Raw genomic sequence first — 26,588 nt, 5'->3', positions numbered from 1 at the left:
GGCTCAGGCCTTGCCGGCGATCAGCATGAAGGCGGGAATGTCGTCGCCGAAACCGACCGGCGTCGGGCCGTCGTCCTCGTCGCGACGGTAACGGCTGCGGCGGTCGCGATTGTCGTCATTGGCCGGACGCTGGTTGCGCACCGGCTGGTTCGGCCTGGTCTCGTTCTTGCGCTCGGCTTTCACGGTCTCGTTCCCTTTCTCCGCAACGACGGCTTCCTTGGCATTGTCGTCCTTGCGGTTGTCACCCTTATGACTGTTGCCGCGGCCGCGTTCGCGGCCCTTGCGCGGCTTCTCGCGTTCATCGCTTTCCGCAGCGGGCGGAAGGGAGGAAAGATCGCCGCTCAGCCACTCGACCGACTGGCCGATCAGCTTCTCGATGGCGTCGGAAAATTTCGTGTCGCGCTTGGTGACCAGGGTAAAGGCGGCGCCGGAGCGACCGGCCCGGCCGGTGCGGCCGATGCGGTGGACATAGTCCTCGGCATGAATCGGCACGTCGAAGTTGAAGACGTGGCTCACGTCGGGGATATCGAGGCCGCGCGCGGCGACGTCGGAGGCCACGAGCAGCTTGATGTTGCCGTCCTTGAAGTTGGCCAGCATGGTCATGCGCGAGCGCTGGTCCATGTCGCCGTGCAGCGCGCCGACGGAAAAGCCGTGACGGTCGAGCGAACGGAACAGGTCGGCGACGTCCTTCTTGCGGTTGCAGAAGATGATCGCGTTCTTCAGCTCGTCCTGGGCACGGATGAGGTCGCGCAGAACCGAGCGCTTCTCGTAGTCCTTGGAGTGGCTGGCAACGAAGCGCTGCGTCACGGTCTTGGCGGTGGAGGAAGGCGGAGCGACTTCCACGCGCTCGGGGTTCTGCAGGAACCGGTCGGCCAGCTTCTGGATCTCCGGCGGCATGGTGGCCGAGAAGAACAGTGTCTGGCGGGTAAACGGGATCAGCTTGGCGATGCGCTCGATGTCGGGGATGAAGCCCATGTCGAGCATGCGGTCGGCCTCGTCGATGACGAGGATTTCCACGCCCGTCATCAGCAGCTTGCCGCGCTCGCAGTGATCGAGCAGGCGGCCCGGCGTGGCGATCAGAACGTCGGCGCCGCGCTCAAGCTTGCGGTCCTGCTCGTCGAAGGAGACGCCGCCGATCAGCAGTGCGATGTTGAGCTTGTGATTCTTGCCGTACTTTTCGAAGTTCTCGGCAACCTGGGCCGCAAGCTCGCGGGTCGGCTCTAGAATCAGCGTGCGCGGCATGCGTGCGCGGGCGCGCCCCTTCTCCAGCAGCGTCAGCATCGGCAGGACGAAGGAGGCCGTCTTGCCGGTTCCGGTCTGGGCAATGCCGAGAATGTCGCGGCGCTGGAGCGCTGGCGGTATCGCCCCCGCCTGGATCGGCGTGGGGATCGAATAGCCGGCATCGGTGACGGCGGAGAGGACTTTTTGGCTCAGGCCAAGATCAGAAAAAGTGGTCAAAGGGAAATCTGTTTCCGTTCCGGTTCTCGCGAACGCCTGGGTTTCAGCTGGAGTGATGAGCGGCTGGATGCAGCGCACATAGTCTGAAAGAGCCGGAAAGTCAAGGAAACGAGCGATTCTAAAGGAAGCGCAAGCGAATCGGGCCTGCCATGCGGTTAACGTCGCGGTTGCGATTCGCTCAATTCATGTAGGAGGACAGCTTCGTGCCGGCGGCGAGAAAGCGTGCCGGATCGCTGGCACGGCCATCGCGACGGACCTCGTAATGCAGATGGGGGCCGGTCGACCGGCCTGTCGATCCGGACAGGCCGACGGCGTCGCCGGCCGATACCGTGTCGCCGACGGCGACGAGCACGCGCGAAAGGTGGGCATAGCGTGTCGTCAGCCCGTCACCGTGATCGATCTCGACCAGGTTGCCGTAGCCGCCATTGCGGCCGGCGGTTACCACCGTGCCCGATCCGGTCGAATGGACGGCGCTGCCAACCGGGAGACGAAAGTCGATGCCGGCGTGCAGGGCGAGCCGGCCGAGGAACGGGTCGGTACGGTTGCCGAAGCGGCTCGTGATTTCGCTGCCCGGCGACGGGTTGCCAAACGGCAGCTTGCGCGCCGTCTGGCGCATCTCGTCCAGCCGGTTCAACGCCGTGTCGAGGTCGCCGAGGGTATCTTCGAAGCGGTCGCTCGCGTCCGGTTCCTCGTATGGGCCGCCGATCGCGTCGCCGCCCTCGTCCGCCGCCGCAACCGCGATGCCGGCGCGCGTCAGGATGGTCTCGATCGCAGAGGCGGTCTGCGCGGCGCCTGCCGTCAGCGCCTCGATCCGGGACAACTGCTGGCGTTCGATGTCCTTCAGCGAAAGCGTGACCCTGGAGAACATCCGGTCCGCGCGATCGGCGACGGATTCGCCGGTGCCGACCTGGGCGAGGGGAGTCATGGCGGCCTGCGGGGCCGCGACCGCGACGTCGCGGCCGAGCAGCCTGTCGATGGCGCGGACGCCGGCGGACGCATCGGCGCGGCGCTCGTAGGCGAGAGGATCGCCCTCGGCGGGCAATGCCTCGTCCTGGCTGCTGACGTCCGCGATGCCGGCATCGCTGGCGCGGTTCAGCAGCGAATCGAGCTTGCCGTTGCGTTCGGTCAGCGCCAGTTGCTGCCGGAACAGCTTCTCCACCTTTTCCTCGACGACCTGCTGGTCGAGCAACTGTCGGCTGGTGACGCGGTCGACCTGGGCGCGCAGCGCTGAAATGCGGTCTTCGTATTCGTGCTGCATGCGGGCCTGCCGCGCCATGGTGGCGCCGATCAGCCCGTCGCGCAGGACAAGATAGGAAGTGGCGGCGAGGTAGCCGAAGGTGAACATGCCGGCGACGCAGACGGCGAGGGCCATCATCCACGGCCGCACGGTCATGTGCCTGATCCGGTCGCCGCTGGCGAGGATGATGATGTGCTGCTTTTCTCGCCTTCCGAAGACGCGATGTTCAGGACGCTCCGCCACCCTCGACTCCCCGACAACCAGAATCTGCCCCACGGTTGCCGGCGATTACACCCTGTTAGGGTTAACAAAGGCTTGAGGCCGCGTTCGGTCAGCTCTGGCTGACGGAGACGAGGCTGCGGTAGAAGGACGGCGTCAGTCCGGCCTCGGCCCGCGCCACGTCGTTGAACGGCGCCTTCAGCGGGCCGCGGAAGTTCACGCGCACCAGTTCCTTGAACGTTGCCGACGGGTCCTTCCTCTCCCGCGCGCAGAGAAAGCGGAACCACTTCGCACCGACGGCGACGTGGCCCTTCTCGTCGTTGTAGATCACGTCGAGGATGTCGGCACTGGCGCTGTCGCCGGTTTCGCGCATCTTTGCCTGCAGCACCGGCGTGACGTCCAGGCCGCGCGCCTCCAGGATCAGCGGGACCACTGCAAGCCGGGCAGTCAGGTCGTTCCGGGTGCTGTGGGCGGCCTGCCAGAGCCCGTCGTGCGCCGGGAGGTCGCCATAGTCGGCGCCAAGTTCGCGCAGCCTGTCGCGGACCATGCGGAAATGTTTCGCCTCCTCGAAGGCGACCTGCATCCAGCCGTCGAAGAAGGACTGCGGCACGGCCTCGGTGGTGAAGCGGGCGACGATGTCGAGCGCGAGGTCGACGGCGTTGAGCTCGATGTGGGCGAGCGCGTGCAGCAGGGCGATACGGCCCTTGATGGTGTGCAGCGACCGCTTCTCCATGTTGCGCGGCGGGACCAGTTCGGGCCTCTGCGGCCGGCCGGGCCGGTCGGGCAGCGGTGGATCGAGCGGTGAGCGCAGCGACAGGGTGCGGGCGAGCCATCGCCGCGCGGTTTCCTTTGCGAGGTCCGTCTTCAGGTCCAGATCTGCGGAACAAATCGCACGGGTCGCGCCGCCGCGGAGGCTACTGATCGTCGACGCCGACGAATTGGTGGTATCGGGTCGCATCGGATCAGAGGTCTTTCGCGCGGGCCAGCACCGCCTCGGCGTGGCCGGCCACCTTCACCTTCGACCAGACCTCGGCAATCCTGCCGTCCGCGCCGATGAGGAAGGTCGTGCGCTCCACCCCCATGTAGCGGCGGCCATACATGCTTTTCTCTTTCCAGACCCCGTAGGCTTCCAGAACCTGGTGGCTCTCGTCCGATAGCAGGCGCATCTTCAGGCCGTGCTTCTCCCGGAAGCGGTCATGCTTGCTGACGGGATCGGGAGACACGCCGAGAACGACAATGCCGGCGGCATCGAACGCGTCCTTCAGCGCCGAGAAGGCAATGTTTTCCGCCGTGCAGCCTTCCGTGTCGTCCTTCGGATAGAAGAATAGAACAACCGGCTTGCCGCGCAAATCGCCCAGCCTGACCTCGCCGCCACCGTCGGCGGGGAGGGAGAAATCGGGAGCGATCGCGCCTGACGACAATTCTGCCATGGGATTTCCTTTCTTTGGACAGGATTTTCGATCATGGGGACACGATCCCCGGTATATAGTCCTGACAGGAATCGTCCAGCCGCAATGGGCCGATCGGACGGTGCCGGCGCGGGCACGGTCGGCGCACCGATATGAGGAACGGAATAAACCGCGACATGAACGAGATCCGCGGCGAGAAGGTCAGGTTCGGCAAGGGAGATATCGTCTGCCTGCACAGTCTGCCATCGGCACAGGCGCACGAGCCGATCGTGCTGCACTGCACCGATCGGCCGAGCCATCTTGTCGTCTGCTTGCGGCTGGTCGTCGGGGTCGCCGCGTTCGTCACGCTGCTCGCCATCCTGGTCGTCGGCGCCGTCGAGAGCGGATTGATCGACGCGCCGCTGAATGCGCGTGCTGTTGTCGCGCTGAACCGGGCGGTGGGACCAAACCATGTCGTCTCGGTCGAAAAGACCGTGCTGCGCTTCTCGAGCCTGGGCGGTCTGGCGCTGAAGGCCGAAAACGTCGCGCTCGCAGATAGCGCAAGCGGAAGGAATGTTGCCAATGCCGGTGCGGTGTCGATCGTGCTCGATCCGCTGGCGCTGTTGTCGGGCCGGGTGTCGCCTTCGAGCCTTGAGATCGACAGGGCAATGTTCGATCCGGCGCTCCTGCCCAAGGGGCCGGCGGTGGATTTCAGCGCCGTTCGGCTCGATGCAATCCCGGCCTATCAGGACATCGCCTTCACCCAGCTCGAGCGGCTCGGGGACGCGATCGGGCACAACGGGCTTTCACGCGTGCGCATCACCAACCTCGAACTGCCGCTGGCCGTCGGCACGCGGCCGTTGCGGCTCGAGGTGGAGCGACTGACCTTTGCCCGGTCCGGCGCCGGCGACATGTCGATCGACGGACGCTATGCGCTCGACGGGCAGCCGGGAGAGGTGGAACTGCGCGCGTTCGCCCGCAACGGCGCCGGCGAGGTCAGCGGGCTGATCAGCGGCATCCCGGTCGGCGCGATCGCGCTACGGCACACCTCGGACGGCGAGCCGCGGACCGGTGTCGATGCGCTGGCCGACCTCAGCCTGACGGCGGCGCGCGGCGCTGCCGGAACCGTGCCGCGGCTCGAACTTGCCATCGCCAGCGAGGGGGGGACCCTTTATGTCGGCGGCGTCGGCGCGACCTTGAAGCCGACGGCAATCGCCGCCCACTACGACTTCGAGCGGAACTCGTTCGAGATCGCACCCTCTGCAATCCGCGTCGGTTCGTCGGTGTTTCCGTTTTCCGGCGGGCTGATCGATTTCGACCGGCTGCCTGGGCAAACGGGACCGGGCTTCGGCATCGATCTTCTGGTAAGCGACGCGGTGAGCGCCCCGGAGGATACCGGCGAGCCCCCCGTGCGCTTCGACGCCAAGCTGGCCGGGCGGATGCTGCCGGCGACAGGGGAGGTTCGGTTCGACGAGCTCGGCATATCGAGCAACCATGGTTCGCTGGCCGGATCGCTGGCGCTGGCTTTTGGCGACGGATCGCCGGCGGTCAGCTTCGCCATGGTCAGCGACCGGGTGCAGGCGGTGGCGGTCAAGCAACTGTGGCCGTTCTGGATGGCCAAGAAGGCGCGCCAATGGGTGATCTCGAACATGTTCGGGGGCACGGTGACGAACGGACGCATCGAGGTGTCGATGGCGGCCGGCCGCGCGCCGGATGCGGAGGGCCGGCTGCAACTCGGTCGGGGCGAGCTTGCCATCTCCTTCGACATCGAGGAGACGCGGGTCAACATCGCGGGTGCGATCCCGCCCCTTCGTGACGCATCGGGACACTTCGAGCTGGACGGCGAGCAGATCGACGTCGACATCCATAGCGGCACGGCCTACATGCCCGAGGGCCGGGCGGTGACGGTCAGCGGCGGTACCTTCCGGCTGGCGGATTCCTACGCACGGCCGCTGATGGCCGACCTGGACATCAACCTGGCAGGGGCGTCGGATGCGGTGGCACAACTGATCACGTACGAGCCGATCGACGTGCTGAAGCGCACCGAATTCACCCCGGCCGATTTCACCGGCCCGGTCGCCGTCAATGTCCGGGCGCATGTCGGCCTGGTTCGCGACCAGAATCCGCCGCCGCCGCAATGGTCGGCCGCCATCGATCTTCAGGGCGTGGATCTGCAAAAGCCGATCACCGGCCGCAAGGTGAGCCAGCTCGAGGGCAGGCTCGAGGTCGACGCCAGCCGTGCCCATCTGACGGCCGACGCGCGGATCGACCAGGTCCCGCTCGCGATCGACCTCGTCGAGCCCGTCGGCAAGGCGTCGGGACAGAAACGGGCGCTGAGCATTACCGGCACGATCGGCGAGCGCGACCGCGCGCAGCTGTTTCCGGGACTGAACGACCTTGTCGCCGGGCCGATGGGGTTGGCGCTGACGACGCAGGAGGACGGCCGCCAGAAGATCGAGACCGATCTCGGCCGGTCGGTGGTGTCGCTCCCCTGGGTCGGCTGGAGCAAGGGCGCGGGCGTTCCGGCGAAGGCGAGCTTCCTGCTCGACAACCGGGATGGCGCGACGCAGTTGTCGGATTTCAAATTCTCCGGCGACGGCTTCGCCCTTGCAGGCAATGTCGTCCTCAACGGTGCCGCGCTGAAGTCGGCGCAGTTCGACGAGGTGCGGCTGTCCGCGCAGGATCGGTTCTCGTTGTCCATCGAGCGCGCCAGGGCCGGCTATGCGGTGAAGGTGCGGGGCGACCTTGTCGATGTGCGTCCGGTGCTGGCGAATATCAAGTCCGGGCCGGCCGCCGGCGGCGGCGACCGCGATGCAGCGGCGGTCACGCTTCACGCCAGCGTCGGTCGGGTGATCGGCTTCAACGGCGAAGCCCTCGGCAATGTCAGCCTCGACTACGCGAGCGCAGGCGGGCGGCTCTCGGGGCTCAACCTGAGCGGCGTCACCGGCAGCGGCCAGGCGCTGGTGGCGCGGCTGAACAAGGATCGCGGCGCCGGCACGCTGGAACTGACCAGCGGCGATGCCGGCGCGGTCGCACGGCTTGCCGACATCTATCGGCACATGGAAGGCGGGTTGCTCAACGTTCGTCTCAAGGCCGGGGCCGACGGCGCCTGGCGTGGGCCGGTGGATATCCGCAAGTTCAAGCTCACCGGCGAGGAGAAGTTGCGCTCGATCGTCTCCACCCCGGCCGGCGGGCGCAGCCTGAACGAGGCGGTGCGCAAGGAAATCGACACGAGCTCGATGGCCTTTTCCCGCGGCTTTGCCTTCGTCGTGGCCAAGGACGGCACCCTGCGCGTGGAAAACGGGGTCGTGCGGGGCGAAGCGGTCGGCGCCACCTTCCAGGGTACCGTGCGCGACGGCAACGGCAGGATGGAACTGACCGGCACCTTCATGCCGGCCTACGGACTCAACCGGCTGTTCGCGGAACTGCCGGTGATCGGCTTCATCCTCGGCAACGGCAGCGATCGCGGCCTGATCGGCATCACCTTCAAGCTGAGCGGGCCGTTCGACCGGCCGGGGCTGATGGTCAACCCGCTGTCGATCATCGCGCCCGGCGTGTTCCGCAACATCTTCGAGTTCTGACGCTCACTCCAGACAACCCGCGCCACGGCGCGGGTTGCGGGGTTGCCGGAAGGCGCCGCGTTCGGCCGGGGTCAGGCCGGACGCACGAGAATGTGCTTCTTCTTGCCGAGCGAGAGCTTGATCACGCCGTCGGCGGTGACCTCGCCGCCGCCGATGGCCATGCGCTCGTCCTGCACGGCGCGATCGTTGATGCGGACCGCGCCGCCCTGGACGTGGCGGCGCGCCTCGCCGTTCGATCCGGCGAGGCCGGCGCGGACGATCAGCGCGAGGAGGCCGATTCCGCCTTCCAGCTCGGCGGCCGGCACCTCGATCGAGGGCAGATTCTCCGACAGCGCGCCTTCCTCGAAGGTCTTGCGCGCGGTCTCCGCGGCCTGCTCGGCGTTGTCGCGGCCGTGCAGCATGGCGGTGACCTCGGTGGCGAGGATCTTCTTGACATCGTTGATCTCGGAGCCGCCGAGCGCGGCAAGACGGGCGATCTCGTCCATCGGCAGCGTGGTGTAGAGCTTGAGGAAACGAACAACGTCCGCGTCCTCGGTGTTGCGCCAGTACTGCCAGAAGTCATAGGCCGACAGCATGTCCGGGTTCAGCCAGACGGCGCCGGAGAGCGACTTGCCCATCTTCGCGCCGGAGGCCGTCGTCAGCAGCGGCGAGGTCAGCGCATAGAGCTGCGGGGTGCCCATGCGATGGCCGAGGTCGAGGCCGTTGACGATGTTGCCCCACTGGTCCGAACCGCCCATCTGCAGGCGCGTGCCGTAGCGCTTGCTCAGTTCCACGAAGTCGTAGGCCTGCAGGATCATGTAGTTGAACTCGAGGAACGACAGCGACTGCTCGCGGTCGAGCCTGAGTTTGACGCTGTCAAAGGACAGCATGCGGTTGACCGAGAAGTGGCGACCGACGTCGCGCAGGAACTCAAGGTAATTGATGCCGAGCAGCCAGTCGGCGTTGTTGATCATCAGCGCGTCGGTCGGCCCGTCGCCGTAGGTCAGGTAGTTGGAGAACACCTGCTTGATCGAGGCGATATTCGAGGCGATCGTTTCCGGCGTCATCAGCTGGCGCGCATCGTCCTTGAAGGACGGATCGCCGACCATTCCGGTGCCGCCGCCCATCAGCGAAATCGGCCGGTGCCCGGTCTTCTGGAACCAGTGCAGCATCATGATCTGGATCAGCCCGCCGGCGTGCAGGCTCGGCGCGGTCGGGTCGAAGCCGATATAGGCCGTCACGGTTTCCCTGGCGAGCAGGTCGTCGAGGCCGCTTTCATCCGAGATCTGGTGGATGAAGCCGCGCTCGCTGAGCGTGCGAAGGAAATCTGACTTGAAACCCGACATTGATGTTCTCTCTGGTGGGGAAGGTTAGGCGTAGGAATGGCCGGGCGTGTAGCACTGTTTTTGCGCATAATCACTCCAAAAGTGATTCTGGAAGCGAGGCCCATGGCACAGGTCAGGACCGCAATCGGGCTGATGAGCGGCACGAGCATGGACGGCATCGACGTGACGTTGCTGCGAACCGACGGGCGCGACGTCGTCGAGCGCGGGCCGTCGAGGGGAGTAGCCTACGAGCCCGCCTTCCGGCGCACGCTGCAGGCGGCGCTGGAAACGGCGAAGGCGATCACCGGCCGCCAGCAGCGGCCGAAGGATCTGGCGCAGGTCGAGCGGGAGCTGACGCTGCGCCACGCGGCGGCGGTCGACGCCTTCCTGCGCGACAACGGCCTCGAGGCGGCCGAGGTCGACGTGATCGGCTTCCACGGCCAGACCGTGCTGCATCGGCCGGGCCGAGGCCTGACGGTCCAGCTCGGCGACGGCGCATTGCTGGCGCGCGAGACCGGCATCCCGGTCGTCTACGACATGCGGGCGAACGACATGGCCCACGGCGGGCAAGGGGCGCCGCTGATCCCGGTCTATCACGCAGCGCTGGCACGGAACCTGCCGGCCGGCAGCGCCTTTCCGGTGGTCTTCGTCAATATCGGCGGAATCTCGAACCTGACCTATGTCGGTGAGCACGGCGAGGTCGTGGCGTTCGACAGCGGGCCGGGCAACACGCTGATCGACCAGTGGGTCGAGGCCCAGGCCGGCATCCCGTTCGACCAGGGCGGCATGATTGCGAGTGAAGGGCGGGTCGATGCCGGTCTGGCGGCGCGCTACCTCGACCATCCGTTCTTCACCGCGCCCGAGCGGCGTTCGCTCGACCGCAACGACTTCGCCCCGCCCGAGGGGCGTGCCGCGACGCTGGAGGATGGCGCCCGCACGCTGGCGCATGTGACCGCCGCGGCGATCCTGAAATCGGCGGGTCATCTGCCGGCCCGGCCGAAGAGCTACGTCGTCTGCGGCGGCGGCCGGCTGAACCGCAGCATCATGGGCGATCTCGCCGACCTTGCGGGAGCTGCCGGGGCGCGGGTGATGGCGGCGGAAGCGGCGAGGCTGGACGGAGACAGCATGGAGGCGGAGGCCTGGGCGTACCTGGCCGTGCGATCGCTCGACGGGCTGCCGCTGACCTACCCGGGCACGACGGGGGTGCGTGAGCCGGTGACCGGCGGGCTGCTCGCCAATCCGCGCTGATCCGCGACAGGCTCGTGGGCACAAAAAATCCGCCGGCTTTCGCCGGCGGACGACGCGGTGCGGGGCGGCGCGCCTAGCGGATGCGCTTGGCGGCCGGCTCCGGGGTCAGTTCGCCGGCAAGGCGGCGGTCGAGATAGTCCTCGCATTCGACCATCAGCGTCTCGGTCTGGCCGTTGAAGAAATGGTTGGCGCCCGGCACGGTCCGGTGCGTGATCAGGATGCCCTTCTGCGCCTTGAGCTTCTCGACCAGGCTGTTGACGTCCTTTTCCGGCGCCACCTTGTCGGAATCGCCGTTGATGATCAGGCCCGAGGACGGGCAGGGGGCAAGGAAGGAGAAATCGTAGATGTTCGGCTGCGGCGCGATCGAGATGAAGCCTTCGATCTCCGGCCGGCGCATCAAAAGCTGCATGCCGATCCAGGCGCCGAAGGAGTAGCCGGCGACCCAGCAGCTCTTGGAGTCCGGATGCAGGCTCTGCACCCAGTCGAGCGCGGACGCTGCGTCGGACAACTCCCCGGCGCCGTGGTCGAACTCGCCCTGGCTGCGGCCGATGCCGCGGAAGTTGAAGCGGAGCGTGGTGAAGCCGCGCTTCTGGAACATGTAGAACAACTGGTAGACGATCTGGTTGTTCATCGTTCCGCCGAACTGCGGATGCGGGTGCAGGATGATGGCGATCGGGGCGTTCTTCTGCTTGGATGGCTGGTAGCGGCCTTCCAGGCGACCGGCGGGTCCGTTGAAGATGATCTCGGGCATTCGTACTCCGACGTGTTTTATGGATCAAAAACTGTTTCGGAGGGGCTGGATGTCTTGACGAAACCAGTCAGCTTTTCTAGAAACTAGTTTAGAACCATTCGAAACTTTGCTACGCTATGCGCGTGCTGAGGTTCGTCTCTTACGGCAAGCCCGGCGGAAAATTCAAGCAAAATGCACGCCGCCTTGCCTGGAGCGCTTTCGGAGCTGATCGCAGCCATGCCGGCACGACCGAGGACATACCTGGACTGGAACGCGACGGCGCCGCTGTCCGCCGCCGCGCGCGAGGCCATGACCGCCGCGCTCGACCTTGTCGGCAATCCGTCGTCCGTTCACGCCGAGGGCCGGGCCGCCCGGGCCGTGATCGACGCGGCCCGCCGCGCCGTTGCGGCGCTGGCCGGTGCCGAGGCCGCGCACGTGACCTTCACCAGTGGCGCCACAGAGGCGGCCAATACGGTGCTGACGCCGGATTTCCGAATGGGCCGCACGCCGCTGCGCATCGGCCGGCTCTATGTCTCTGCGATCGAGCATCCGGCTGTGCGCGAGGGCGGCCGGTTCGATCGGGAGCAAATCTCCGAGATTCCGGTGACGCCGGCCGGCGTCGTCGACCTGGCGGCGCTGGAGCGGCTGCTTGCGGCGCATGATGCGACGGCGGGCCTGCCCATGGTGGCCACGATGCTGGCGAACAACGAGACGGGGATCGTCCAGCCGGTGCGCGAGGTGGCGGCGCTCGTGCGCCGGCATGGCGGCCTGCTGGTCGTCGACGCCGTCCAGGCGGCCGGCCGGTTGCCGATCGCCATCGCCGACCTGGATGCCGATTTCCTGATCTTCTCCGCGCACAAGCTTGGCGGCCCGAAGGGCGCCGGCGCGCTGGTTTCCCGCGGCGAGGTGCTGATGCCGCGGCCGCTGATCCATGGTGGCGGGCAGGAAAAGGGGCATCGCTCCGGCACGGAGAACCCGGCCGCGCTTGCGGGCTTTGCCGCTGCCGCCCGCGAGGCGGTCGCCGACGTCGAAGGGCGTCGCACGCGGATCGGCGGCCTGCGCGAGCGCATGGAGGCAAAGATGGCCGAGCTTGCCGGCGACGTCATCATCCACGGGCAGGACGGCCCGCGGCTGTGCAACACGACCTTCTTCAGCCTGCCCGGGCTGAAGTCCGAGACGGGGCAGATCGCTTTCGACCTCGAGGGCGTCGCGCTCTCGGCCGGTTCGGCCTGCTCGTCGGGCAAGGTCGGCGCCAGCCACGTGCTGACGGCGATGGGGTTCGATGCCGGGCTCGGCGCCTTGCGCGTCTCGCTCGGTCCGGCCACCACGGAAGCCGACGCGGACAGCTTCCTCGAGGCCTTTGCGCGGATCGCCGGGCGGCGGCGACAGGGTGTTGCTGCCGCCTGAACGAAAGTTGCGGAAACGCAAGTTTTTGCTTGCCAAAAGGTGTGAAAAGCCCCTTCTGGCGCCTACATAACCGGCGGAAACCCGCCAGACGTTGACAAGCTGCCGGACCTTGGATCCGGCAAGATTGGAGAACGACATGCCTGCTGTGCAGGAAACGATCGATCAGGTCCGTCAGATTGACGTCGACCAGTACAAGTACGGTTTCGAGACGACCGTCGAAATGGACAAGGCGCCCAAGGGCCTGTCCGAGGACATCATCCGCTTCATCTCCGCCAAGAAGAGCGAACCCGACTGGATGCTCGAATGGCGGCTCGGCGCCTATCGCCGCTGGCTGACGCTCGAGGAGCCGACCTGGGCGCGCGTGGACTATCCGAAGATCGACTTCAACGATCTCTACTACTACGCCGCACCGAAGAACCAGACCGGTCCGAAGTCGATCGACGAGGTCGATCCCGAGATCCTGAAGACCTACGAGAAACTCGGCATCCCGCTGCGCGAGCAGGAAATCCTCGCCGGCGTGCAGACCTCCAAGATCGCCGTCGACGCGGTCTTCGATTCGGTCTCGGTCGTCACCACCTTCAAGGAGGAACTGAAGAAGGCCGGCGTGATCTTCATGTCGATCTCGGAGGCGATCCGCGAGTATCCCGAACTCGTGCGCAAGTATCTCGGCTCGGTGGTTCCGACGACCGACAATTTCTACGCGACCTTGAACTCGGCCGTGTTCACCGACGGCTCGTTCGTGTTCGTGCCCAAGGGCGTGCGCTGCCCGATGGAACTGTCGACCTATTTCCGCATCAACGAGAAGAACACCGGCCAGTTCGAGCGCACGCTGATCATCGCCGAGGAAGGCGCCTACGTCTCCTACCTCGAGGGTTGCACCGCGCCGCAGCGCGACGAGAACCAGTTGCATGCCGCGGTCGTCGAACTGGTCGCGCTCGATGACGCCGAGATCAAGTATTCCACCGTCCAGAACTGGTATCCCGGCGACAAGGACGGCAAGGGCGGCATCTACAACTTCGTCACCAAGCGCGGCGATTGCCGCGGCAAGAACTCCAAGATCTCCTGGACGCAGGTCGAGACCGGTTCGGCGATCACCTGGAAGTACCCGTCCTGCATCCTGCGCGGCGACAATTCGCGCGGCGAGTTCTATTCGATCGCCGTCTCGAACGGCCACCAGCAGATCGACTCTGGCACCAAGATGATCCACCTCGGCAAGAACACGTCGAGCCGCATCATCTCCAAGGGCATTGCCGCCGGCGTGTCGCAGAACACCTATCGCGGCCAGGTCTCGACCCACCGCAAGGCGGAGAACGCGCGCAACTTCACCCAGTGCGACTCGCTGCTGATCGGCGACCGCTGTGGCGCACACACCGTGCCCTACATCGAGGCGAAGAACGCCTCGGCCCAGTTCGAACACGAAGCGACCACCTCGAAGATCTCCGAGGACCAGCTGTTCTACTGCCTGCAGCGCGGCATTCCCGAAGAGGCGGCGATCGCGCTGATCGTCAACGGCTTCGTCAAGGAGGTCATCCAGGAGCTGCCGATGGAGTTCGCCGTCGAGGCGCAGAAGCTGATCAGCATCTCGCTGGAAGGCAGCGTCGGGTGATGGGCGACAGGATCAATCTCGACGAGGCATTCTCGCGTTTCGCCGAGCACTGGCGGCCCAAGGTGGTTGCGCAACTGAACGGCCAGGAAGTGAAGGTGGTGAAGGTGCAGGGCGAGTTCCCCTGGCACCACCACGATCACGAGGACGAGTTCTTCTTGGTCTGGAAGGGCCTGTTCCGGGTCGAGTTTCGCGATCGGGTCGTGGAAATGCGGCCGGGGGACTGTCTGGTCGTTCCGCGTGGCGTGGAGCACCGGACATGCGCCGACCAGGAGGCGGAGATCCTCATCTTCGAACCGGCGGACGTGCGCAACACCGGCAACGTCGTCGATCAGACCTTTACGGCGCCCAGCGGCGCAACGATTTGATGGAACCTTACAATGCTTGAAATCAAGAACCTGCACGCACGCATCGCCGAAGACGGCACCGAGATCATCCGCGGCCTGAACCTGACGGTGCAGAACGGCGAGGTCGCCGCGATCATGGGCCCGAACGGCTCCGGCAAGTCGACGCTGTCCTACATCCTCGCCGGCCGCGAGGACTATGAGGTGACCGAGGGCGACATCCTCTACAACGGCGAGAGCATTCTCGAACTCGACCCGTCCGAGCGCGCCGCCAAGGGTATCTTCCTCGCCTTCCAGTATCCGGTCGAGATCCCGGGTGTGGCCACCATGCAGTTCCTGAAGGTGGCGATGAACGAGCAGCGCAAGGCGCGCGGCGAGGACGAGCTGACGACGCCGGACTTCATGCGCCGGGTCAAGGAGGCGGCCGCCGACCTGCAGATCTCGCCGGAGATGCTGCGCCGGCCGCTCAACGTCGGCTTTTCCGGCGGCGAGAAGAAGCGCGCCGAGATCCTGCAGATGGCGCTGCTGCAGCCGCAGCTCTGCGTCCTCGACGAGACCGACTCCGGCCTCGACATCGACGCGCTCAAGATCGTCGCCGACGGCGTCAACGCGCTGCGCTCGCCCGACCGCTCGGTCGTCGTCATCACCCACTACCAGCGCTTGCTCGACTATATCGTGCCGGACACGGTGCACGTGCTCTACAAGGGTCAGGTCATCAAGTCGGGCGACAAGACGCTGGCGCATGAACTCGAAGCCAACGGCTATGCCGACATCATCGAGTCGGCCGCCTGAGCGCGGGGAAGGACGGATCCATGAACATCCAAGCCGGGATCAAGCTGACCGCCGCCGAGGCCGCGCTGGTCAACGCCTATAACGAGCAGCTCGGCGACCTGCCGGGCGACGGACCGACGCTTCTGGCCCGCGACGCCCTGCTCAGCGACCTGAAGAACGCCGGCCTGCCGACGCGCCGCATCGAGGCCTGGCACTACACGGACCTGAAGTCGCTGCTGCGCGAGGTGCCGGCCTTCGACGCCGAGGCCCGCGCCGACCGCGTCGACCCGATCGTCCCGGCTTCCACAGTGCTGTCGGTCGTCAACGGCAAGGCCACCGTGCGGGCGCTGCAGGCGGGCATCGCGCTGCGCAGCTTTGCCGAGGACCTTCTCGACGGATCCGCCGCCGAAGGCCTTGTCGCCCGCGACGAGGACGACGCCATCGGCCGCATCAACGGCGCGTTCGTGCGTGACGGGCTGGGGGTCGAGTTCACCGACGGCATCGAGGTCGACGGACCGGTCGAGATCCAGTCGGTCCAGAGCGGCGGCCAGGTCAATACCCGCTTCCCCGTGCGTTTCGGCCGGGGCGCCAAGGCGACCGTCATCGAACGGCACCTGGCAGTCGGCACGGAGGCCGCCTTCGTTACCGCCGTCAGCGACGTACGGCTCGAGGACGGTGCGGAGGTCACCTGGATCATCTTCCAGTCCGAGGGCGAGGCCGACATCCATCTCGGTCAGTTCAAGGCCTCGCTCGGGGCCGAGGCGAAGCTGCGGCTCTACGTCATCAACGCCGGCGGCAAGCTGGTGCGCCAGGAAATCCATGTCGCCGTGACCGGCGAGGGGGCCGACCTGACGCTGCGCGGCATCAACCTGCTTGGCGGTGACAGCCATACCGACGTGACATTCACGGTCGGCCACGACGTGCCGCACACGACCTCGACCGAGGTCATCCGCAACGTGGTGTTCGACCGCGCCCGCGGCGTGTTCCAGGGCCAGATCCGCGTCGCCCAGGACGCCCAGAAGACCGACGCGAAGATGTCGTGCAACACGCTGCTGTTGTCGGACGAGGCCGAATTCTCGGCCAAGCCGGAACTCGAGATCTTCGCCGACGACGTGCAGTGCGGCCACGGCGCGACGGTGATCGACATCGACCACACGCAGCTGTTCTACCTGATGGCGCGCGGCGTTCCCGAAAACAGGGCGCGCGCGATGCTGGTCAACGCCTTCGTCGCCGAGATCGTCGAGGAACTGGACGACGAGCCGCTGGTCGAGGCGCTGGAAGGCGTCATCGGCGCCTGGCTGGACAAGCACTCCTGATCGGATTGTCGAGATGAACCAGATCAAGCCCGTTCCGACCTACGACGTCGAGGCGATCCGCCGGGACTTCCCGATCCTGTCCCGGCAGGTCCACGGCAAGCCGCTGGTCTATCTCGACAACGGCGCGTCGGCGCAGAAGCCTCAGGTGGTGATCGACGCGATCGCACATGCCTATTCCAACGAATACGCCAACGTGCACCGCGGCCTGCACTTCCTCTCGAACGCCGCGACCGACGCCTACGAGGGCGCGCGCGAGAAGGTGCGGCGCTTCCTCAACGCGCCGTCGGTCGACAACATCGTCTTTACCAAATCCTCGACGGAAGCGATCAACACGGTCGCCTACGGCTACGGCATGCCGAAGCTCGGCGAGGGCGACGAGATCGTGCTCACCATCATGGAGCACCACTCCAACATCGTCCCGTGGCACTTCATCCGCGAGCGGCAGGGCGCCAAGCTCGTCTGGGCGCCGGTCGACGAGCAGGGCGCGTTCAATGTCGAGGACTTCGTCAAGTGCCTGACCGATCGCACCAGGCTGATCGCCATCACGCACATGTCGAACGCGCTCGGCACGATCGTGCCGGTCAAGGAAGTCTGCCGGATCGCGCGCGAGCGCGGCATTCCGGTGCTGGTCGACGGCTCCCAGGGCGCGGTGCACCTGCCTGTCGACGTGCAGGACATCGATTGCGACTGGTACGTCATGACCGGCCACAAGCTGTACGGTCCCTCGGGGATCGGCGTGCTCTATGGCAAGGCGGAGCGACTGAAGGAGATGCGGCCGTTCCAGGGCGGCGGCGAGATGATTTTCGAGGTGACGGAGGATATCGTCACCTACAACGACCCTCCGCATCGTTTCGAGGCGGGCACGCCGCCGATCGTGCAGGCGATCGGCCTCGGCTACGCGCTCGATTACATGGAGAAGGTCGGACGGGCGGCGATCGCCGCCCATGAGTCGGATCTTGCGGCCTATGCGCACGAGCGGCTGTCGTCGATCAATTCGCTGCGCATCTTCGGCACTGCGCCCGGCAAAGGCTCGATCTTCGCCTTCGAACTGGAGGGCATCCATTCGCACGACGTGTCGATGGTGATCGACCGGGCCGGCGTGGCGGTGCGCGCCGGTACCCATTGCGCCCAGCCGCTCTTGAAACGGTTCGGCGTCACCTCCACATGCCGGGCGTCGTTCGGCATGTACAACACCCGTGCCGAGGTCGACGTTCTGGCCGACGCGCTGGACTACGCCCGCAAGTTCTTCGCCTGAGGAGTTGGAAATGTCATCCGAAGCCATGGAAGAAAAGGCCGACGCCCGCGAGGGGATCGTCAATTCGGCCATCCCCGAGGATGAGCTGGCCCGCCTCAGCGACGACATCGTCGGCGCGCTCAAGACGGTCTATGACCCGGAAATCCCCGCCGACATCTTCGAACTCGGCCTGATCTACAAGATCGACATCGAGGACGACCGGATGGTGAAGATCGACATGACGCTGACCGCGCCGGGCTGCCCGGTCGCCGGCGAGATGCCGGGCTGGGTCGAGAACGCCGTCAGCGCCGTCGAGGGCGTGTCGGGCGTCGAGGTCAGGATGGTGTTCGACCCGCCGTGGACCCCGGACCGGATGTCCGAGGAGGCGCAGGTCGCCGTCGGCTGGTACTGAGCTTACGGCGCGCTATTGAACCGTTTACCCGGCACCTCTACATTTGATTCGGTAACCGTCGGGCCTTGAACCCGGCTGGCGAAGGAGAAATGGCCCATGGCTTTTGCAATCATGACCCTGACCGATGCCGCGGCCGATCGCGTGAAGGCGATCGTCGACAATGCCGGCGGCGATGCCAAGGGCATCCGTGTCGGCATCAAGAAGGGCGGCTGCGCGGGCATGGAGTACTCCGTCGACCTCGTCACCGAGCCGAATGCCAAGGACGATCTGGTCGAGCACGGCGGTGCGCGGGTCTGGGTCGCGCCGGAGGCGGTGCTGTACCTGCTCGGTACGCAGATGGACTTCGAGGTGACGACGCTGCGCTCCGGCTTCACCTTCAACAACCCCAACCAGACCTCCGCCTGCGGTTGCGGCGAGTCGGTCGAGCTCAAGCCCGCCGACCTGGCGGCGCTGGCGGCGGCCGGAAACCCGACCGTGCGCGCCGGTTGATATTCCTTCCGTAGCGTAAGCTAATTTCTCGCGCTCCCTTGACCAAGGTCAAGGGACGGGCTTTTCTTGACGTGTACGCATCCGATGCCGGCGAGATGACGTGGGACGCGACCCTTCGGGTCGCGGGGCCGCGCGCCGCCAGACCGTATTCGAGACGCTCCCGAGGGCCCCTTGCGCCGCATGTCGAAAGCAACCGTTTCCGCCTGTGATCCGGCCCCCGAGCGGTGGGGGCAGCCGTGACGGTGCAGGACCTGGCAGTGGCGCTCTACGAGCTGATGCCCATTCCGGTGATCATGACCGATGCCGATGCCGGTCGCTGCACGCTGAACGCGGCGGGGCGCCGCGCGCTGGGCTGCGATCCGGACAAGGCTGGCCCGGCCTCGCTCGATGTCCTTTTGGACGAGCCGGATCTGCCCTCGCTGTTGCGCAGCCTGTCGCAATCCGAGCAGGGTCACGCGCACGTGCTGCATTTTCGCCGGCTTGACGGGTCAGTGTTCGAGGCGAGCGCCCATGTACTGGCCCTCGCCGACGCCGCCGGCGGTGGCGGCTACGCATTGATGCTGCGCAATCTGGAGTCGGGCGGAAGCCATGGCGAGGAGATCCTGCGCGGCGACCGGATCTTTTCCGCGCTCGACGCGGTGCCCGAGGGGCTGGCGATCTTCGATCGCGACGACAGGCTGCTGATGTTCAACCGGGCGTTTCGCGACCGCTGCCTGGCGGCCCGCGACGCGGTGCGGGTCGGGGCGACGATGGAAAGCATCGTCCGCGCCAACCTGCGCGCCGGGGTCTATCCGGGCGTTGCCGAGGGAACGCCGGCGGCGGAGGCCTGGGTCCAGGACCGGCTGCGCCATCACCGCGAGCACAGCGCGCCGCAGGTGTTCCAGTACGGCGACGGCCGCTGGATCCGCTCGGAAAGCCACCTGACCGAGAACGGCGAGGTCGTGGGGCTGCGCATCGACGTCACCGATCTGAAGCGCGCCGAGCAGGCGCTGGATGACAGGCAGCGGCAGCAGGCCAAGCTGAACCAGATCCTGCCCGACCTGATCGTGCGCACCGACGGCGACATGGTGATCCAGTTCGCCAACGAGCGCTTTGCCGCATTTCACGGCACCACGCCGGAAAAGCTGGTCGGCACGAACCTGCGCGGCATGGCCCGCACCGAGGCGCAGGCGGATGCGGTCGATACGCTGAGCCGGTATGCGCCGGATACGCCGGTGCGCTCGCGCGAACTCTATTATGCCAGCGTCGACGGCGAAGAGCGGTGGCTGTTGTGGACGGCGATCGCCAGCTTCGAGGGCGGCAAGCCGGTGGAGTTTGTCGCCGTCGGCCGCGACATCACCGAATCGAAGCGCCAGCACCAGCGGCTCGAACAGCAGGCGCGCGAACTGCAGCAGAAGAACGAGGCCCTGGACCAGTTCACCGGCACCGTCTCGCACGACCTGAAGGCGCCGATTCGGCACATCGCCTCGTTCGCAGAGATGATCACGGACGACGTCAAGGACGGCCGGTTCGACGAACTCGTGTCGCATGCGCGTTACGTGCGCGAGGCGGCCGGTCGCATCCAGCGGCTGGTGGACAGTCTGCTGGACTATTCGCATATTGCCTACCAGATCCGGCGCTACGAGCGGGTATCCCTCGATACGGTGGTCGCCGACGCGCTGTCGCTGCTGGACGCCCACATCCGCGAAAGCGGCGCCTCGGTGGTTGTCCAGCCTCTGCCATCGGTCGGCGGCGATCCGGAACTGCTGCGCCGGCTGATGCAGAATCTGATCGGCAACGCCGTCAAGTACCGCCGACCCGACACCACGGCGAGGGTTCGCGTCTATGGCGACTGCTCGTCGGAGGCCGTCCGCGTCATTGTCGAGGATGAAGGCATCGGCATCGATCCCGCCCATGCGGAGGTGGTGTTCGAGCTTTTCCGGCGGCTGCATCGCGACGAGACCCGGTATTCCGGCACCGGGATCGGGCTCGCTCTTGCCAGGCGGATCGTTGAAAGCCACGGCGGCACGATCATGCTCGACACCGGCTACAGCACCGGGGCGCGCTTCATCGTCACCCTTCCAAACCGCTAGGCCGGCACCGGCTGGTTTCCTGTTTGCGTTCCGCCGGCAAGGGCGGACAGCGACGGTCCCAAAGGCGAACCCCAGCCGTGGTGGCCGGGGTCCGGGGCAAGTGGCCTACTCGGCCGCCTCGGCATACTCCTCCAGCGGCGGGCAGGAGCACACGAGGTTGCGGTCGCCATAGACATTGTCCACCCGGTTGACCGGCGACCAGTACTTGTCGACGCGGAAGGCGCCGGGCGGGTAGCAGGCCTGCTCGCGGGTGTAGGGCCGATCCCACTCGCCGACCAGGTCTTCGACCGTATGCGGCGCGTTCTTCAGCGGGTTGTTGACCTTGTCCATGCGGCCGTCCTCGATCGCCCGGGCCTCCTCGCGGATCGCCAGCATGGCATCGCAGAAGCGGTCGAGCTCGGCCTTGGTCTCCGATTCGGTCGGCTCGATCATCAGCGTGCCGGCCACCGGCCAGCTCATCGTCGGCGCATGGAAGCCGCAGTCGATCAGGCGCTTGGCGATGTCGTCGACGGTGACGCCGGCGCTGTCGACGAGCGGGCGCGTATCGATGATGCACTCGTGCGCCACCCGGCCCTTGGCGGACTTGTAGAGCACGTCATAGGCGCCCTTCAGCCGCGCGGCGATGTAGTTGGCGTTGAGAATCGCCACCTTGGTCGCCTGGGTCAGGCCTTCGCCGCCCATCATCAGGCAGTAGCTCCAGGAGATCGGCAGGATCGAGGCCGAACCGAAGGGGGCGGCGGAAACGGCACCCGCTTCACCCGCGCGCGGGTCCTTCGGCAGGAAGGGCGCAAGATGCGCCTTGACGCCGATCGGTCCCATGCCCGGACCGCCGCCGCCATGGGGGATGCAGAAGGTCTTGTGCAGGTTCAGGTGGCTGACATCCGAGCCGATGTCGCCGGGCCGGGCCAGGCCGACCATGGCGTTCATGTTGGCGCCGTCGAGATAGACCTGGCCGCCATGCCGGTGAACGATCTCGCAGATCTCGCGCACGTTCTCCTCGAACACGCCGTGGGTCGAGGGATAGGTGATCATGCAGCACGAGAGGTTTTCGCTATACTGCTCTGCTTTTGAACGGAAATCATCCATGTCGATGTCGCCGTTGTCGCTCACCTTGACGACCACGACCCGCATGCCGACCATTTGTGCCGATGCCGGGTTGGTACCGTGCGCCGAGGTCGGAATCAGGCACACGTCGCGATGGACGTGGCCGTTGGCGATGTGGTAGTCGCGGATCGTCAGCAGCCCCGCGTACTCACCCTGCGCGCCGGAATTCGGCTGCATCGAGATCGCGTCGTAGCCGGTGATGGCACAGAGCTTCTCGGACAGGTCGTCGATCAGGTGGCGGTAGCCCGCCGCCTGGTCGGCCGGCGCGTAGGGGTGGATCTCGGCGAACTCCGGCCACGTGATCGGCAGCATCTCCGCCGTTGCGTTCAGCTTCATCGTGCAGGAGCCGAGCGGGATCATCGAGCGGTCCAGCGCGAGGTCCCGGTCGGCCAGCCGGCGGATGTAGCGGGTCATCTCGCTTTCCGCGCGGTTCATGTGGAAGATCGGGTGCGTCAGATACTCGCTGGTGCGCAGCAGGTTGGCCGGCAGGCGGTAGTCGGACTCGAACTCCGAGGCATCGAAGTCGCCGCCGAAGGCGCGCCACACGGCCTCCAGCGTCACCGGCCGCGAACGTTCGTCGAGGCTGATGCCGATCCGGTCGTCGCCGATCTTGCGCAGGTTCACCTCCTCGGCCACCGCGGCCTTCAGGATGATGCCCTGCAGCTTGCCGACATGCACGGTGATGGTGTCGAAGAACACCTCCGGCTCGACGGTGTAGCCGAGCTTCTCCAGCCCCTTGGCAAGACGGACCGTCTTCTGGTGCACGCTCTGCGAAATCGCCTTGATGCCTTGCGGTCCGTGAAAGACGGCGTACATCGAGGCCATGACGGCGAGCAGGACCTGCGCGGTGCAGATGTTCGATGTCGCCTTCTCGCGGCGGATGTGCTGCTCGCGCGTCTGCAGCGACAGGCGATAGGCGCGGTTGCCGCGCGCATCGACGGAAACGCCGACGAGGCGGCCCGGCATGTTTCGCTTGTAGGCGTCCTTGACCGCCATGTAGGCGGCGTGCGGCCCGCCGTAGCCGACCGGCACGCCGAAGCGCTGGGTCGTGCCGATGGCGATGTCGGCATCCATCTCACCGGGCGACTTCAGCAGCGCCAGCGCCAGCGGATCGGCGGCGACGACCGCGATCGCGCCGGCTGCGTGCAGCGTTGCGATGACGTCGGTGAAATCGTGTACATGGCCGTAGGTGCCGGGATACTGGAAGATCGCTCCAAACACCTCGGTCGCAACGAGATCCTTGGCCGGGTCGCCGACCTTGACCGACCAGCCGAGCGGTTCGGAGCGAGTCTTGAGCAGCGCGATCGTCTGCGGATGGCAGTTCTCGTCGACGAAGAACGTCTTCGCCTTCGACTTCGCCACGCGCTCGGCCACGGCCATGGCTTCGGCGGCGGCGGTCGCCTCGTCCAGCAGCGAGGCGTTGGCGATGTCGAGCCCGGTCAGGTCGCAGACCATGGTCTGGTAGTTGAGCAGCGCCTCGAGCCGGCCCTGGCTGATCTCCGGCTGGTAGGGGGTGTAGGCGGTGTACCAGGCCGGGTTCTCCAGGATGTTGCGCTGGATCACCGGCGGCGTGATCGTGCCATAGTAGCCCTGGCCGATCAGGGAGACGAGCTTGGTGTTCTTGTTGGCGGTCTCGCGCAGCTTGTCCAGCGCCTCGCGCTCGGTCATCGCCGCGCCCCACTCGAGCGGCTTCTCCTGGCGGATGGACGCCGGAACGGTGTCGTCGATCAGGGCATCGAGGCTGTCATAGCCAAGCACCTTCAGCATCGCCTCCATCTCCTTCGGCGACGGGCCGATGTGACGGCGGTTGGCGAAGTCGTAGGGCCGGTAGTCGGTGAAGGTAAAGTCCTTGGGCAGGTTCATCAGCCGACAAGCTCCTTGTAGGCGGCTTCATCGAGCAGCGAGTCCGCGTCGGCGGTGTTGGCGAGCTTCAGCTTGAAGAACCAGCCGGCGCCCTGCGGGTCGCTGTTGACGAGCGAGGGATCGTCCACGATCGCCTGGTTGACCTCGACGATCTCGCCGTCGAGCGGGCAGTAGACGTCCGAGGCGGCCTTCACCGATTCGACCGTGGCGGCGTCGCCGTTCTTCTCGAAGGTCGCGCCGACCTCGGGCAGTTCGACGAAGACGAGGTCGCCGAGCTGTTCGGCGGCGTGGGTGGTGATGCCGACGGTGGCGACGTCGCCGTCGATCTTCAGCCACTCGTGCTCTGCGGTAAACTTCAACATGTGCGGGCCTTTCTGGTCAGCGTTTGAACGTGTTCGGGACAAAGGGCAGGGCGCTTACGGTGACGGGCAGCAACTTGCCGCGCACCTCCGCGAAGAGCTGGGTGCCAGGCGCGGCGAGCTTCGTGTCGACGTAGCCCATCGCCACTGGCTGGTTGATGCTGGGGCCGAAACCGCCGGAGGTGGCGTGACCGGCCTCGACCTTGCCCGCGGCGTCGGCATAGAGCTTGGCCGGCGGGCGCACCGGCGCCCTGCCGTCGATGGCGAGGCCGACCCGGCGGCGGGCGGCGCCGTCGCGGAACTGGCCGAGAATGACGTCGGCGCCGGGAAACCCGCCGGCGCGGTCGCCGCCGCCGCGGCGGGCCTTCTGGATCGCCCATTCGATCGCCGCCTCGACCGGTGTGGTCGTGGTGTCGATATCGTTGCCGTAGAGGCAAAGCCCGGCCTCGAGCCGCAGCGAATCACGGGCGCCGAGGCCGATCGGCATGACGTCCGGATGGTCGAGCAGGCGTCGGCAGAGCGTTTCGGCCTGGTCGGCGGGGATCGAGATCTCGAACCCGTCCTCGCCGGTATAGCCGGAGCGGGAGACGATGCAGTCGATGTCGTGCAGGTCGCAGGCGCGCACGTCCATGAAGCGCATGCCGGCAATGTCGGCCCAGAATTCCGAGAGCACGGCCTCGGCCCGGGGCCCCTGGAGCGCGATCAGCGCCCGGCCGTCCAGCATGGTCACCTCGCAGCTTTCGCCGAGATGCTTCTGCAGGTGCGCGAAGTCGGCTTCCTTGCAGGCGGCGTTGACGACGAGAAACAGATGGTCGCCGCGATTGGCGATCATCAGGTCGTCGAGGATGCCGCCGCTCTCGTTGGTGAAGATCGCATAGCGCTGGCGGCCCTCCGCCAGGCCGACGACATCGACCGGCACCAGCGCTTCCAGGGCGCGGGCCGCCTCGGCGTTGACGCCGGAACGGGCGCGAACGACGATCTGGCCCATGTGGGACACGTCGAACAGCCCGGCGGCGGCGCGGGTGTGCAGGTGCTCCTTCATCACGCCGGCCGGGAACTGCACCGGCATCTCGTAGCCCGCAAACGGCACCATGCGGGCACCAAGCGAGGTGTTGAGGTCGTGCAACGGGGTTTTGTTAAGCTCAGACGTCACGTCCAAAGGCGCCCTCCAGTCTCTTGGCGCTTGCGCGCCGGCTCATCCTCGGCGCCAGGCGCCGTTCTCGTGAGCCCCCTCTGTCCCTTCGCCTGAGATTGTTATCCCTTCGGCGGGCGCTTGCGCGCCTCTCTCCAGAGTCCTGTCGGCACCTTGCTGGTCCTTTTGCCTGAGAGTTTCCGGGGCGGTTGCTCCTTCGGCACCGGCCAAGCCCGTCTCGGGTGGCCGGTTTCTCCCAGCGAGGTCATCGCCACATAACGGCGTCCGTGTATTTTTGGCAAGAGCACGCGTCGCGGCTGAGCAAATTTTTGTCGCCGCTGCTCGTGCGCGCATTTCAATAGTGGCGCGGCCGGACGGGGTGCGGTGCGCGCGGGCGGTTGGGGTCCGCTGGGCCGGCCCGTTCTACTTCGCCAGCGGCCTTTCGAGGCGGCCGGCGAGATCCTGGATGAACTGCCAGGCGACGCGTCCCGAACGCGCGCCGCGCGTCGTCGCCCACTCGAGCGCCTCGGCGTGGATCTCGGCGCGGTCGCCGTCGAGGCCGAAATAGTCGGCATAGCTGTCGATCATCTGCAGGTAATCGTCCTGGCTGCACTTGTAGAAGCCGAGCCAGAGCCCGAACCGGTCCGACAGCGAGACCTTCTCCTCCACCGCCTCCGACGGGTTGATGGCGGTGGACTGCTCGTTCTCCATCATGTCGCGCGGAAGCAGGTGCCGGCGATTCGAGGTCGCGTAGAGGATGACGTTGTCCGGCCGGCCCTCGACGCCGCCGTCGAGCGCCGCCTTCAGCGACTTGTAGGAGGTGTCGTCGTGGTCGAACGACAGGTCGTCGCAGAAAACGATGACCGGAGCCGGCGCGCTCTTGAGGATCTCCATCAGCGCCGGCAGGGTGGAGATATCCTCGCGGTGGACCTCCACGAGCTTCAGCGCCACGGCGGTCGCCTGGGCTGTGGCCGCGTGGACGGCCTTGACCAGCGACGACTTGCCCATGCCGCGGGCCCCCCACAGGAGCACGTTGTTGGCCGGCAGCCCCTTGGCGAACCGCAGCGTGTTGTCGACGAGGATGTCGCGCACGTGGTCCACGCCGCGGATCAGCTTCAGGTCGATCCGGTTCGGCCGCGGCACCGGCTGGAGGAACTGCCGCGCCGGCGCCCAGACGAAGCAGTCGGCCGCATCCCAGTCGTTTTCGGCGGGCGGCGGGCCGGCAAGCCGCTCGAGCGCAAGGCGCAGGCCTGCGATTTCGTTCAAGAGCGCTAGCGTTTGTTCGTCCACGGTCCTCACTCCCTGCTCGGCAATGCT

General features: G+C 66.5%; 21 protein-coding genes and 1 riboswitch. Of the genes, 11 read left to right on the top strand and 10 right to left on the bottom strand.

Annotated features, from left to right (window positions below; all coding sequences use genetic code 11):
* Positions 1–3 precede the first annotated feature (3 nt).
* The 4 genes from ACXAGF_RS10755 to bcp all read right to left on the bottom strand — a co-directional run bounded on the left by ACXAGF_RS10755 (position 4) and on the right by bcp (position 4,344).
* Entirely contained in the window at positions 4–1,458 is a 1,455-nt protein-coding gene (locus ACXAGF_RS10755) for a DEAD/DEAH box helicase (RefSeq protein ID WP_475016867.1), read from the bottom strand.
* A gap of 178 nt (positions 1,459–1,636) precedes the next feature.
* Positions 1,637–2,938 (bottom strand): M23 family metallopeptidase, encoded by a 1,302-nt coding sequence (locus ACXAGF_RS10750; RefSeq protein ID WP_475016866.1) that lies wholly within the window; start codon positions 2,936–2,938, stop codon positions 1,637–1,639.
* 88 nt (positions 2,939–3,026) lie between these two features.
* Entirely contained in the window at positions 3,027–3,872 is an 846-nt protein-coding gene (locus ACXAGF_RS10745; protein ID WP_475016864.1) for a ferritin-like domain-containing protein, read from the bottom strand.
* Positions 3,873–3,876: 4 nt separating this feature from the next.
* Positions 3,877–4,344 carry a thioredoxin-dependent thiol peroxidase gene (bcp, locus tag ACXAGF_RS10740; protein WP_475016862.1) on the bottom strand — a complete coding sequence of 156 codons (468 nt, stop codon included), beginning with the start codon at positions 4,342–4,344 and terminating at the stop codon, positions 3,877–3,879.
* Between the two features lie 155 nt (positions 4,345–4,499).
* Between bcp and ACXAGF_RS10735 the strand changes: the two genes are divergently transcribed.
* On the top strand, positions 4,500–7,883 hold the full coding sequence (locus tag ACXAGF_RS10735) for a YhdP family protein (RefSeq protein ID WP_475016860.1): 3,384 nt from the start codon (positions 4,500–4,502) through the stop codon (positions 7,881–7,883).
* 71 nt (positions 7,884–7,954) lie between these two features.
* On the opposite strand, the gene tyrS is transcribed toward ACXAGF_RS10735, so the two are convergent.
* On the bottom strand, positions 7,955–9,208 hold the full coding sequence (gene tyrS, locus ACXAGF_RS10730) for a tyrosine--tRNA ligase (protein WP_475016859.1): 1,254 nt from the start codon (positions 9,206–9,208) through the stop codon (positions 7,955–7,957).
* Positions 9,209–9,310: 102 nt separating this feature from the next.
* Here tyrS and ACXAGF_RS10725 point away from each other — a divergent pair, with 102 nt between their 5' ends.
* Entirely contained in the window at positions 9,311–10,435 is a 1,125-nt protein-coding gene (locus ACXAGF_RS10725) for an anhydro-N-acetylmuramic acid kinase (protein ID WP_475016857.1), read from the top strand.
* Positions 10,436–10,508: 73 nt separating this feature from the next.
* On the opposite strand, the gene ACXAGF_RS10720 is transcribed toward ACXAGF_RS10725, so the two are convergent.
* A complete protein-coding gene (locus ACXAGF_RS10720; RefSeq protein WP_475016855.1) occupies positions 10,509–11,186 on the bottom strand; it encodes an alpha/beta hydrolase in 678 nt (225 codons plus the stop codon).
* Between the two features lie 171 nt (positions 11,187–11,357).
* On the opposite strand from ACXAGF_RS10720, the gene ACXAGF_RS10715 reads away from it, so the two are divergent.
* The 9 genes from ACXAGF_RS10715 (at position 11,358) to ACXAGF_RS10675 (ending at position 20,813) form a co-directional block, all read left to right on the top strand.
* Positions 11,358–12,572 (top strand): cysteine desulfurase family protein, encoded by a 1,215-nt coding sequence (locus ACXAGF_RS10715; protein ID WP_475016853.1) that lies wholly within the window; start codon positions 11,358–11,360, stop codon positions 12,570–12,572.
* Positions 12,573–12,708: 136 nt separating this feature from the next.
* Complete coding sequence (gene sufB / locus ACXAGF_RS10710; protein WP_475016852.1) at positions 12,709–14,178, top strand: Fe-S cluster assembly protein SufB; 1,470 nt, start codon at positions 12,709–12,711, stop codon at positions 14,176–14,178.
* The gene (locus tag ACXAGF_RS10705) at positions 14,178–14,543 is read left to right on the top strand and encodes a cupin domain-containing protein (protein ID WP_475016850.1); all 366 of its coding nucleotides are present in this window, start codon (positions 14,178–14,180) and stop codon (positions 14,541–14,543) included. The genes sufB and ACXAGF_RS10705 overlap by 1 nt, the downstream gene beginning before the upstream one ends.
* A gap of 12 nt (positions 14,544–14,555) precedes the next feature.
* Complete coding sequence (gene sufC / locus ACXAGF_RS10700) at positions 14,556–15,311, top strand: Fe-S cluster assembly ATPase SufC (protein WP_475016848.1); 756 nt, start codon at positions 14,556–14,558, stop codon at positions 15,309–15,311.
* Between the two features lie 20 nt (positions 15,312–15,331).
* Positions 15,332–16,606, top strand: coding sequence for a Fe-S cluster assembly protein SufD (gene sufD, locus ACXAGF_RS10695; protein WP_475016846.1), 1,275 nt, complete (start codon positions 15,332–15,334; stop codon positions 16,604–16,606).
* Between the two features lie 13 nt (positions 16,607–16,619).
* Positions 16,620–17,861 (top strand): cysteine desulfurase, encoded by a 1,242-nt coding sequence (locus tag ACXAGF_RS10690; RefSeq protein ID WP_475016844.1) that lies wholly within the window; start codon positions 16,620–16,622, stop codon positions 17,859–17,861.
* A 10-nt stretch (positions 17,862–17,871) separates the two neighbouring features.
* Positions 17,872–18,252 (top strand): SUF system Fe-S cluster assembly protein, encoded by a 381-nt coding sequence (locus ACXAGF_RS10685; protein WP_475016843.1) that lies wholly within the window; start codon positions 17,872–17,874, stop codon positions 18,250–18,252.
* Between the two features lie 96 nt (positions 18,253–18,348).
* Positions 18,349–18,741: a Fe-S cluster assembly scaffold SufA gene (gene sufA, locus ACXAGF_RS10680; RefSeq protein WP_475016841.1), complete on the top strand. Its 393-nt coding sequence runs from the start codon at positions 18,349–18,351 to the stop codon at positions 18,739–18,741.
* A 236-nt stretch (positions 18,742–18,977) separates the two neighbouring features.
* Positions 18,978–20,813, top strand: a complete 1,836-nt coding sequence (locus tag ACXAGF_RS10675; RefSeq protein ID WP_475016839.1) for a sensor histidine kinase — start codon at positions 18,978–18,980, stop codon at positions 20,811–20,813.
* Positions 20,814–20,918: 105 nt separating this feature from the next.
* On the opposite strand, the gene gcvP is transcribed toward ACXAGF_RS10675, so the two are convergent.
* The 4 genes from gcvP to ACXAGF_RS10655 all read right to left on the bottom strand — a co-directional run bounded on the left by gcvP (position 20,919) and on the right by ACXAGF_RS10655 (position 26,561).
* On the bottom strand, positions 20,919–23,780 hold the full coding sequence (gene gcvP, locus ACXAGF_RS10670) for an aminomethyl-transferring glycine dehydrogenase (RefSeq protein WP_475016838.1): 2,862 nt from the start codon (positions 23,778–23,780) through the stop codon (positions 20,919–20,921).
* Positions 23,780–24,142, bottom strand: coding sequence for a glycine cleavage system protein GcvH (gene gcvH / locus ACXAGF_RS10665; protein ID WP_475016835.1), 363 nt, complete (start codon positions 24,140–24,142; stop codon positions 23,780–23,782). Before gcvH ends, gcvP begins: the two co-directional genes overlap by 1 nt.
* A 16-nt stretch (positions 24,143–24,158) precedes the next feature.
* Complete coding sequence (gcvT, locus tag ACXAGF_RS10660) at positions 24,159–25,298, bottom strand: glycine cleavage system aminomethyltransferase GcvT (protein ID WP_475016834.1); 1,140 nt, start codon at positions 25,296–25,298, stop codon at positions 24,159–24,161.
* A gap of 141 nt (positions 25,299–25,439) precedes the next feature.
* Positions 25,440–25,540, bottom strand: a riboswitch (glycine riboswitch).
* A 154-nt stretch (positions 25,541–25,694) separates the two neighbouring features.
* Entirely contained in the window at positions 25,695–26,561 is an 867-nt protein-coding gene (locus tag ACXAGF_RS10655) for an ATP-binding protein (protein WP_475016833.1), read from the bottom strand.
* Positions 26,562–26,588 lie beyond the last annotated feature (27 nt).

The organism is Mycoplana sp. ABR4_002 (genome assembly GCF_056159645.1).
Note: the sequence above shows the minus strand (reverse complement) of the source record. Positions and strands in the feature narration are given on the sequence as shown.

What these genes read in the sequence shown, in the direction of transcription:
- ACXAGF_RS10745 (WP_475016864.1), bottom strand. Translation starts at nt 3,872, where the DNA reads ATGCGACCCGATACCACCAATTCGTCGGCGTCGACGATCAGTAGCCTC.
- bcp (WP_475016862.1), bottom strand. Translation starts at nt 4,344, where the DNA reads ATGGCAGAATTGTCGTCAGGCGCGATCGCTCCCGATTTCTCCCTCCCC.
- ACXAGF_RS10735 (WP_475016860.1), top strand. Translation starts at nt 4,500, where the DNA reads ATGAACGAGATCCGCGGCGAGAAGGTCAGGTTCGGCAAGGGAGATATC.
- tyrS (WP_475016859.1), bottom strand. Translation starts at nt 9,208, where the DNA reads ATGTCGGGTTTCAAGTCAGATTTCCTTCGCACGCTCAGCGAGCGCGGC.
- ACXAGF_RS10725 (WP_475016857.1), top strand. Translation starts at nt 9,311, where the DNA reads ATGGCACAGGTCAGGACCGCAATCGGGCTGATGAGCGGCACGAGCATG.
- ACXAGF_RS10720 (WP_475016855.1), bottom strand. Translation starts at nt 11,186, where the DNA reads ATGCCCGAGATCATCTTCAACGGACCCGCCGGTCGCCTGGAAGGCCGC.
- ACXAGF_RS10715 (WP_475016853.1), top strand. Translation starts at nt 11,358, where the DNA reads ATGCACGCCGCCTTGCCTGGAGCGCTTTCGGAGCTGATCGCAGCCATG.
- sufB (WP_475016852.1), top strand. Translation starts at nt 12,709, where the DNA reads ATGCCTGCTGTGCAGGAAACGATCGATCAGGTCCGTCAGATTGACGTC.
- ACXAGF_RS10705 (WP_475016850.1), top strand. Translation starts at nt 14,178, where the DNA reads ATGGGCGACAGGATCAATCTCGACGAGGCATTCTCGCGTTTCGCCGAG.
- sufC (WP_475016848.1), top strand. Translation starts at nt 14,556, where the DNA reads ATGCTTGAAATCAAGAACCTGCACGCACGCATCGCCGAAGACGGCACC.
- sufD (WP_475016846.1), top strand. Translation starts at nt 15,332, where the DNA reads ATGAACATCCAAGCCGGGATCAAGCTGACCGCCGCCGAGGCCGCGCTG.
- ACXAGF_RS10690 (WP_475016844.1), top strand. Translation starts at nt 16,620, where the DNA reads ATGAACCAGATCAAGCCCGTTCCGACCTACGACGTCGAGGCGATCCGC.
- ACXAGF_RS10685 (WP_475016843.1), top strand. Translation starts at nt 17,872, where the DNA reads ATGTCATCCGAAGCCATGGAAGAAAAGGCCGACGCCCGCGAGGGGATC.
- sufA (WP_475016841.1), top strand. Translation starts at nt 18,349, where the DNA reads ATGGCTTTTGCAATCATGACCCTGACCGATGCCGCGGCCGATCGCGTG.
- gcvP (WP_475016838.1), bottom strand. Translation starts at nt 23,780, where the DNA reads ATGAACCTGCCCAAGGACTTTACCTTCACCGACTACCGGCCCTACGAC.
- gcvH (WP_475016835.1), bottom strand. Translation starts at nt 24,142, where the DNA reads ATGTTGAAGTTTACCGCAGAGCACGAGTGGCTGAAGATCGACGGCGAC.